General features: G+C 65.3%; 1 protein-coding gene. It reads left to right on the top strand.

All coding sequences use genetic code 11. The features are described 5' to 3' along the window. A partial coding sequence (locus I6F37_RS41290; RefSeq protein ID WP_225154563.1) for a xanthine dehydrogenase family protein subunit M occupies positions 1 to 426 on the top strand: 426 nt, incomplete at both ends.

The following is a 426-nucleotide window of genomic DNA, read 5'->3' as shown; positions in this document are numbered from 1 at the left end:
GCCAACGACACGATTTCGGCGCTGATCGCGCTGGATGCTTCGATCACGCTTGCCAGCGTTCGGGGCCAACGCACGGTTCGCCTGGCCGACTTCTACCCCGGCTTTCGCCAGACTCTGCTGCAGCCGGACGAGCTCGTCACCTCGATCGTGATCCCGAAGATGAAGCCCTCGGAACGGGGCGTGTTCGTCAAGCTTGGTCTGCGGCGAGCCCAGGCAATCTCGGTGATCCACTTCGCCATCGTGCTCGATCTCGAAGGGGAGGTGATCCGGAACGCGCGAGTGGCCCTCGGCTGCCTGGCGCCGACCGTGGTTCGCGGGCCGAATACGGAGGCACTGCTCATCGGGCAAACGCTTTCACCCGCGCTATGCGCCGAGGCCGGCAAGGTAGCGTTGACCGACGTTGAGCCGATTGGGGACGTGCGTGGC

The sequence above is a fragment of the Bradyrhizobium sp. NBAIM08 genome, from assembly GCF_020193935.1.
Classification (GTDB): domain Bacteria; phylum Pseudomonadota; class Alphaproteobacteria; order Rhizobiales; family Xanthobacteraceae; genus Bradyrhizobium; species Bradyrhizobium yuanmingense.
This window is presented reverse-complemented; position numbering and strand designations above follow the sequence as displayed.